This window comes from Butyricimonas sp. RTP31003st1_G1_RTP31003_210430 (assembly GCF_040920905.1).
GTDB classification, from domain to species: domain Bacteria; phylum Bacteroidota; class Bacteroidia; order Bacteroidales; family Marinifilaceae; genus Butyricimonas; species Butyricimonas paravirosa.
In genome coordinates, this window is sequence record NZ_JBCOSQ010000027.1 from 60,345 (window position 1) to 68,832 (window position 8,488).

Annotated in this window: 8 protein-coding genes; 3 read left to right on the plus strand and 5 right to left on the minus strand. The window is 37.5% G+C overall.

Annotation, left to right across the window (positions count from 1 at the left end; all coding sequences use genetic code 11):
- Positions 1–106 precede the first annotated feature (106 nt).
- Positions 107–622 (plus strand): hypothetical protein, encoded by a 516-nt coding sequence (locus AB5542_RS10235; RefSeq protein WP_118449665.1) that lies wholly within the window; start codon positions 107–109, stop codon positions 620–622.
- 8 nt (positions 623–630) lie between these two features.
- Complete coding sequence (locus tag AB5542_RS10240; RefSeq protein ID WP_118449663.1) at positions 631–870, plus strand: hypothetical protein; 240 nt, start codon at positions 631–633, stop codon at positions 868–870.
- A gap of 372 nt (positions 871–1,242) precedes the next feature.
- Here the strand turns inward: AB5542_RS10240 and AB5542_RS10245 are convergent, their stop codons facing one another.
- From AB5542_RS10245 to AB5542_RS10265, 5 genes are all read right to left on the minus strand, one after another.
- Positions 1,243–1,788 (minus strand): Mov34/MPN/PAD-1 family protein, encoded by a 546-nt coding sequence (locus tag AB5542_RS10245; RefSeq protein ID WP_279039233.1) that lies wholly within the window; start codon positions 1,786–1,788, stop codon positions 1,243–1,245.
- The gene (locus AB5542_RS10250; RefSeq protein WP_279039231.1) at positions 1,695–3,419 is read right to left on the minus strand and encodes a ThiF family adenylyltransferase; all 1,725 of its coding nucleotides are present in this window, start codon (positions 3,417–3,419) and stop codon (positions 1,695–1,697) included. The genes AB5542_RS10245 and AB5542_RS10250 overlap by 94 nt, the downstream gene beginning before the upstream one ends.
- Positions 3,412–4,392 (minus strand): CBASS cGAMP synthase, encoded by a 981-nt coding sequence (locus AB5542_RS10255; RefSeq protein ID WP_279039230.1) that lies wholly within the window; start codon positions 4,390–4,392, stop codon positions 3,412–3,414. Before AB5542_RS10255 ends, AB5542_RS10250 begins: the two co-directional genes overlap by 8 nt.
- Entirely contained in the window at positions 4,382–5,404 is a 1,023-nt protein-coding gene (locus tag AB5542_RS10260; RefSeq protein WP_279039229.1) for a CBASS cGAMP-activated phospholipase, read from the minus strand. Before AB5542_RS10260 ends, AB5542_RS10255 begins: the two co-directional genes overlap by 11 nt.
- Before the next feature lie 328 nt (positions 5,405–5,732).
- Positions 5,733–6,338: a hypothetical protein gene (locus AB5542_RS10265; RefSeq protein WP_279039227.1), complete on the minus strand. Its 606-nt coding sequence runs from the start codon at positions 6,336–6,338 to the stop codon at positions 5,733–5,735.
- Positions 6,339–6,555: 217 nt separating this feature from the next.
- On the opposite strand from AB5542_RS10265, the gene AB5542_RS10270 reads away from it, so the two are divergent.
- Positions 6,556–8,364 (plus strand): hypothetical protein, encoded by a 1,809-nt coding sequence (locus tag AB5542_RS10270; RefSeq protein ID WP_279039226.1) that lies wholly within the window; start codon positions 6,556–6,558, stop codon positions 8,362–8,364.
- Positions 8,365–8,488 lie beyond the last annotated feature (124 nt).

The following is an 8,488-nucleotide window of genomic DNA, read 5'->3' on the forward strand; positions in this document are numbered from 1 at the left end:
CGGGGCATCCCTTTTTAATTCATGATTTTAGATTAGGAGATTCCGGCCGCGCAAGGCCAACGCTTTTTTAATCTAAAATCTTAAATTTAAAATCTAAAATTAGTACATGGGCATAAAACAGATTATCGCGTTAGAGAGCGACACCGTTAGTGAGAGTACAATTCGTATTCCTTTTGAGTTCGCGTGTCTCGATTCCGTGCCGGAAGGAAAGCGGGTGGACAAATATATCACGATTACGCCGCTTACCGTGCGTTCGTGGTTCCGGTTGAAACCTTTGTTGTTGGCTATTGATCCGGAGGATTTGGAGGTGATCGTGGGAAACGGGGACGGGACGTTTGATCCGAGAGTTCCGGAAGTTATGGGAAAATATGATGAGCTTATTCTTTCCGTCATTTGTATCGGGTTACACAATAAGAAAAGCGATCCTCCTGCATGGTTCCGGGAAGTGCTGAAGGATAATTGCACGTGGGAGGACACTCGTATCTTGTTGAATGCCGTTCTGTTTCGGGTCGGCTACAACCCTTTTTACAAATCTATCATGACGCTAAAGAACATGAGCCCGTTGAACGAGGCGGAGATCATAGCCGCCCGGAAAAATCTAAAAAGCTGGATAATCCAGTAAGTAGTTTCATGTTTCTCGTGAACGTGAGGGAAGCTTTCGGTTACACGCACGAGCAGACATTAAACAGTAGTTATGCCTTGATCATGGGTATGTTACAGGAATATACTTATATGTGTAACGAGCGTAACCGGATTCTATACGGGGACGAGGATGAAGATGAGGGATACGAGTGGGTGGAACTCGTGGATTTCACTACCGGGGAACCTCGACGTTACAGGAAATACATGGATGCGAAAAGCCGGATATAGCTATTTAAATGTATAAAATATTCTATTGAAAGCTAAAAGGTCAAGCTGCTATATGATGAAATACTAGACATTCTGTTGTGCCGTTAATCTTCTGGTTAAACTATTCTAACTTCTAGTTTCATGCTATAAGTATAGTAATTAGTGTTTATCTGCCGTTGCGGTTCGCTTATGCTCTAGGCATTTACTAATGTGTTAATTTTTCGCTAAAATAATTTTTATGAAATTTTCACCTTTGGACTCGATATTGCTATTCGTTTCTTTCGGTTATAAGGATATGAATTATTTTCAAGATTCTTGATGAATAAAAAATAAATTGTAAATATTATTCGACCTTGTAGGTAAGCTTCATTTTTTTATTCCTTTGAAGTTTATTTAGCATAAAACAACATCTATCTTGTGGAGATTTTCACCATCATAATATCCATAATAATTACTTTTTATTCCTATTATGATAAGAAATACTCCGTTGATTACTAAGTCTGATTTGGAATACACATCCCTAATTGATGCAATATCTGTAAGAGAAGGTGTTGGATTTTCTTCGGGGTGTGTATGCCACTCTCCTAAATAATATCTAGAGTGATTTGATGTTTCATAATCTTGTTGTATAAAAATATTTGCTAATGTAGCATCCCTTGTACACCCATATTTAGATGAACTGTTAAATACAATACATGGATCGGAAATTTTCCCAATACGATAATTGTCAGTCCCTATTTCGGAACCAGTAAATACACCTCCCACTTCTGAACCATTCGTTTGACGGACTTTCTGAAGTTTCTGTAATGCAGACTCCTTAATTTCTACCTTAAGTTGTTTGTAATCTATAGTGGAAGTTCTGTTACATCTCCATTGATGTGTTTCCCCTCTATCAAGGCAATGTTTCTTTCTTTGGCGTTGTTTATATTTCCTACCCATCGGTAACACATTGTTTTGGACGGTTGTTCTATTAGTTTATTGATAATTGGATATATTGCAGATAAGAAGAGCATAACATCATTCCCAGAATACAATGTATAAGCGCCATTGCACCCTGCATCTCTGCTAACAAATTCAGAGGTTCCTTTCCCTGTATATTCAGAGGAAAGTATAAGATTATGTTTGTATAACATAGTATCTTTTTCCAACATATTATTTGTGTTTAGGGTATCTATAGGATTTATGTAAACGAGATGTCCTGCAATAGCGAAAGGCTCCAGCCATAATGTGAATATAGGTATAGTCAACACCTTCCTTTCTACTAATGATAAGACATACTGTTCAGACATACAATCGCCCATGCATAAGAATACCGCAGAACATCCATTAAACTCTTCGATGTTCCTCTCTAAAATGTCCTCTATTGAAGCGGTGAAGCTTTTAACATTCATGTCTGGTCTATTCTCCCGTAAGAACTCTTCCATGGAATAAGCCTTACTTTGCTGGATATATTTCATACCGTGTAGATGTCGCCCAATGTTCTCAGGTTGCATTATGTCTTTGTCTATAAGTATAAATTCAGCATTAGACCATCCGCTTAGAAAATAACATAGGTTGCTACCAACACTTCCAAGCCCCACTACCGTAAATTTACGTACCTTTATTTTTTTTCCTTCTGTTCGTTGAGTTATTCTGCTTAACGAATAAATTTTCCCAACGAAACGCTGTAAATATTGGTTCTTCTTTTCAAATAGAGTGAGCTCATCAAAAGCATTAAGTTTACGGAACCCGTTCCTAAAAACTGGTTGTAATGGTATTTGACATCCTCCAAAATAGTTAGTTTGAAAAAGAGGAAAAGCAATCGTAAGTTGTCGGTCTTTGTTAAGTGTTTTCTTCAATAATTTTATATCGCCATCATCTTTTATCCAGTTTAAAAAGATCTGTGGTGTAATACAATACGGAGGTTTATCGGGCACTTCAATGTTACTAAGAAATAGAATTTCTGATTCCGTAAAATTCGGTTTACCCCGCATATACGTTTCAAATTTATGGTCAATAGAATCATAAGGTATAATCAAGTGATGTACTTGTCCTTTTTCTGTTACTAGAGTTTCTTTATATGACCATACCTTAAAAATATTTGATGTGGTAGGAATTTTACCATAAATCATCCAATTGTCCTTTACAAAAGGTTCACCATTAAATTCGCTATCCCAATGACTGTATAGCTCTTCAATAAAATCTTTTGAATTTTCACGTTTCGCCCCCTTTTCAATTAATCGTTTAGCTTTACTAATACACTTGCGCAATAATATAATGGGGGCGTTAGGAGTGTAAGTTGTTCCATCTTCCAGATAACAAAGTTTGCGACTTGTGTAATCTATGTGTGGGAAGTAATCATATTGGGTGTCAAAATAGTAAATGTCAGGTGTTTTAAAAGGGAAAGTATGCGAAAAGCCAATATAAAGTTCTATTTTCTCAGAAACAGATTTTATAGAAACGTACGTGGTTAATTTCCAGCATTTAGCATATGAATACTGTGGATTTGTAGGAATAGACTCCACCAAATCCACATCTTCTTCCTTACTAATTTCATCAAAGCAGTGTTTTAAAATCTCTTCGTTATGCAAAACGGCTATTATTTTTTAAAGTACCTGATAATTCTTTCTTCTGTGCGTCTTCCTCCTCATCTTTGGCTGTCGAGCAAGAAAAGCGTTCGCCAAAGTGATTTTGCCATTTAAGACAGCCATCTTTTTGATTAGAAGTGTTTATGGCTTTTTCAGCATCATTTGCAAAGGATTTCAATTCTTTGAGAAAGAAATTTTTCCTACTCTCTTTGTAGTGTTCAAACAAATCTTCGTTCTTGGGGAATGTTGGACGATAACAATGAAAACCGTTATCAGCATTGAGGTTTTTATTCATTTTTACGAGAACATCTTTCAAAGCAATGTCATCTCGCTTATTTGCAGTATAGTTATCAACCACGAGAATTGTAAGAATACATCCTGTGGGCATTTTACCTTTACCTTGATTATTCACATAATCTGCCCAAGCTTTTACATACCGTACTATTCTTCGTAGTTGTGGGTGTTCGGTTTTACGATTAAACCAATTGGTTGTTTCGCGTGGGTCTGTATCCATCCAAGGATTTTTTTTGTGAGCCATTTTTGGATGTTTATCTCCGTCTACCATGAAATATGCTGGTAGGTCAACATGATGATTGTCTGCATAATAAACTGTTACGCATGGGGCATTGTCTTTAGCTCCTTCAGATGTGTGGTCTTTTACGGCCTTGTATATTTCATCGTGATACCATTGAACGTTTTCACGTTCTTCTTCAGATGATCCTATAAAATATACTCCATCATCCAAATCGTATGCACCAAGACCTTCCTCGTCTTTAATAGGATTTAGTAAGGTGTACATGGAGTAAGAACCTTGCCAATGAAACTTGGGCTGAGTTTTTTTAGGCCAGTGCTCTTTGAAATGATTACGAATCTTTGTTCTAATCGCATCACGGTTTTTTTTTAGAGTTTGCCGCTTCGTATTTGAAGCTGTTATTGTACCATGGAAGGCAATAAATTGTTCGTGATTATTTGCCATTATCGTCTTTATATGTTTTTTGTTCGTTGAAAAATTTTCGTATTTCAGATTTTTCTTTCCAATTAGCAGCAGTATCTTTTCCTAAACTACGTAAAATTTTGCAAGAGTGTGCACTTGCATTATCCATGTCAATATTTTTTTGTTGATTGGCAGAAAGAGGCTTGTGTGTTACACGGACAATCTTTAAATCAAAATCTAAATGTTTTTCTATGTGTGATAGGAAGAAGGAATTACAGTGGGCTTGTCCATTAGAATACAGATCAAACAAACAGTCCTTCCACCCCATGAAAGAACGTTTCTTGTACTTGTACGTTCGTCCCCCTTTCTTTTCACAACTGCTAATTGACAAAATCTCTACGCTATCGTAATCACTCTCAGTTCTTTCTTTGGCTGGTTTACAATGTTTGAATACAAATTCAGATACTCCTACTAACGTTGGGTTATTTGCCCACAATCCTCCATCCACATATCCAATATCATTGATCTCTCGTATCGGTAAATACGTAGGAGCTGCCGCTGTAGCCATAGCAACATCTACATAAGACTTATTTGAGTCATAGCATAATGTTCCATAATCTTTTTTAAACACTCGTGGAGTAGCCATAGTTATGTTGTAAGCTGGTATGCACAATAAATTATTGCTATCACCTAATTTCTTATCTCCAAAAACATTTCTTAAGGCACTCTCTAGTTTTTTGCCATCATATTTACTACAAAATAAAGCTTGTTTTATACTTAGTAAAAAGTTTCCGATTCCTCCAAATTTTTTATAGTGTTGACTGAAGATCCTTGGTCCCTCTGTGTTGTAAAATTGCACAACTTTTTTCATTGGAACTTTTGCTGAGGCTGCCAAAGCAATAATACCACCTGTTGAAGTGCCACATATTAAGTCAAAATGGTCAGAAATTTTTGTCTCAAAAATCTCCTCAAATTCAGCAAGAAGTTGGGCTGAATATAACCCCTTGATACCCCCACCATCAATACACAATATTTTGAATGTTTTCTTTTCCATACATATCGTTTATAATAATTACATTGACAAATCTCATACCAATCATTAGAAAGCTGACAAATAACATTTTTTGTCTTATTTAACAACATTATAAATGTCAAAATGGCATATTTGACACCTCTAAATTAAAATTGACACCACTCATAATTAATTATTCTTCAATTATATGTATTTGCTGATTTGAAAAATTGAAATGTTTGGATTTATCAGAAATTTGCAGATGATTTGAAAGCAATTCATGATAAGGCGAACCGGGAGATTATGGAGTTGCAAGGCGCTCAACTTTGAGTACCGATTGGGACGAAATATGCGTTCCGGATTAGAATTACTATTCTTGATGTTGCTTTATGACTTTTTCAAGTTCTTTCTTGATTTTCTTTTGCCTTTTCTCCTTGTATTTTTGCTGTTTCTCTGCATTGGCAAGATATATCCTGTATTTAAAATCATATTTTTTTAGTTCACCATTCACTTCAATCGGGATTATTAAACGAATGTAATAATCTTCTCCCGTTTTTTTTATGATTTTAGGGTCAATGATGTATGCTCGTTTATTATGAGTAAAATATGTTTCACCAAATATTGATTCGGGAGCAATTTTTTCTTCGTAAGGTGGATAATATTCAATAGAAAAATCTTTCGAGCTAACGAATAAGATATTTCCACTTATTTTATTAACCACGAATGAACAATCCCGCCAGTAAACAATCATATCATTTTTTGTCTTATTTTCAATGGAAATTGTCCACTTGGAGTAAGTGCTAGAAATAATTTTGAACTTGATGTCCTGATCTTCGTGATTGAACGTCTCTGCATTTATCCGTTCAATGTAACAATCTGTTTCCCTATAAGTTGCTTTTTTATTATTTACTAGTTGTGCTTCAGTTGTTAAGGATGTAACCGAGAATAAAATTAGAAATATAAAAAATGATTTCATGTTATGTTCCTTTTGTTTTATTTATGCAAAGGTAGTGAATATTCCAATTTGAAATCTGTAATTATGAATTAATAAATTGATTGTATTGCAAAATAGTGATATTGTTGATTTGTTGTGATCGTGTGATTAAAATATTTGGATTTCTCTTAGGAAAAATGAGAAAAAATGGAGGATCTCATATTTTAATAGAAAAGAGTAATGCTAAATATAGAATCTTATGGGAATTATAGACAAAGAAAGTGCCATGAACTTGGCCATGGGAGTATCTACAACAAATTCCTCTGACGAGGAAAGCGTTTCGCTTATGCCGTTAGGAGATATTGATGACAGTAAAAAAGAGTTGGAACGCCTTCGGGTTATTTACCAAAAGTTTGCGGATGATTTGAAGGCGATTCATGATAAGGCAAACCGGGAGATTATGGAATTGCAAGCCGCTCAACTTCGAGCATCGGCGGAGGGTGAAATTACAAGTATTCGAGAAGCAATGACTGTTGTCCGGAATGAAGAGATGGCCAGTATTGAAGCTTTACGGGATAAAATGTTGAAATTACCGCAGGAATGGGAGTTTATTTGGTTGTTTCTTGGTCGGTTGACTGTAGATAGTACAAATGACTTGATGGCTGCTGTGACAAATGAGGTCGAAAAGTTGGTTTTGGAAGGAAAGTTAACAGCAAAAGCCAAAAAGGATTTGTTGAAGCTATTAGATGTAAATAAAGATACAGATAAAGGACCTTTCGAGAAATTAAACGATTCAATGTCGTTTCTGTTTAAGAGCATGGGGAGTGGGGTTGAAATGACTAAAGGTAAATGGAAGGACTTGGGAACAGCCCTTGGAGAATGCTCCGCCATTGCTACTCAGGCTTTATCCGGTATTAGTCAAATAGGGGGGGCTTTTGGGATGAGTAAGGAGGCGCAGGCAACTTTCGATCAGGTTAGCGGGATGGTTTCCGGGATGGGGAATATGGCGAAAGGGTTGGCGTCAGGAGATATTTCTAGTGTCATTAGCGGGGGTGTGGGGATGATCACGAGTGCCACGAAATTGTTCGATTTCAAAACGAAGAAAGCGGATAAAGAGATCAAAAAGCACGCGGAGAACCTGAAGAAATTAAAGACGGAATATGATGGGTTGGCCCGGGCTGCAAGTCAAGCATTGGGTACGGAAGAGTACGAAACGAAGGTGGATCAGATTGCTAATTTGGAAAAGCAGAAAATTGAAGTCGAGGGGCAGTTAAGGGCGGAGGATAGTAAGAAGAGGAAGAAAAAAGATAAGGGGAAAATAGAGGAGTATAAAAAGGCGATCACTAGCTTGGAGAATCAGATCGCGGATTCGAAACAAAATATTATCGATGAATTGATGACAACTGATTTGAAGTCATTCGCTTCCCAGTTGGGTTCAACTCTGGTGGATGCCTTCTCGCAGGGAACCGAAGGTATTGACGCTATCATGCAGGGCAAGGTTGATACCTTGATTAAGAATATGCTTGCAAAACAATTGTCGATGAAGTTAATTCAAAAATCGTTACAACCTGTGTTCGATGCGGCGGAGAGGTTTACAGCCGAGGAATCGGAGGAAGGAGTTAATTTCAGTACCGGGGAGATCCGGCAAATCAAGGGACTTTTAGAGTCGAGTATGTCCTCGATCAGTGCCCAGAGCAAAGAGTGGGTGCAGATGATGACCGATATGGGGCTGGTGGTGAACAAGGATATGTCGAGTCGGGTGCAGGAGGTGACCGGGCAATTGCAGGCGGCCATGACGGAAGGTACGGCGAGTCAGCTCGTGGGACTTTGGAACATGACGGCCTCGGACGTGCGGGCCATCCGGGATTGGTTGTTGACGGGGACAGTGACCGTGCCGGAATCTCCTTTTAACATGACGCAAATGATCGAGTTACAGAATGAGATTGCGGTGAATACCCGGGTGACTGCCCAAAGCACGACAGCCACGATGCACGAACTTGGACGGGTGAACCAGCACTTGGAATCAATCGACCGGAACACGAGGGGGTACGTGGGGAGGGGGAGATGAAAGATAAAAACTAAAAGCTAAAAGATGAAAGCTAAAAGATGAAAGATAAAAACTGAAAGATAAAAGAAGTTTAGAATGAAAAAGATTCCGTGATTGCCGATTCGATGATTGGGTGATTAAAATC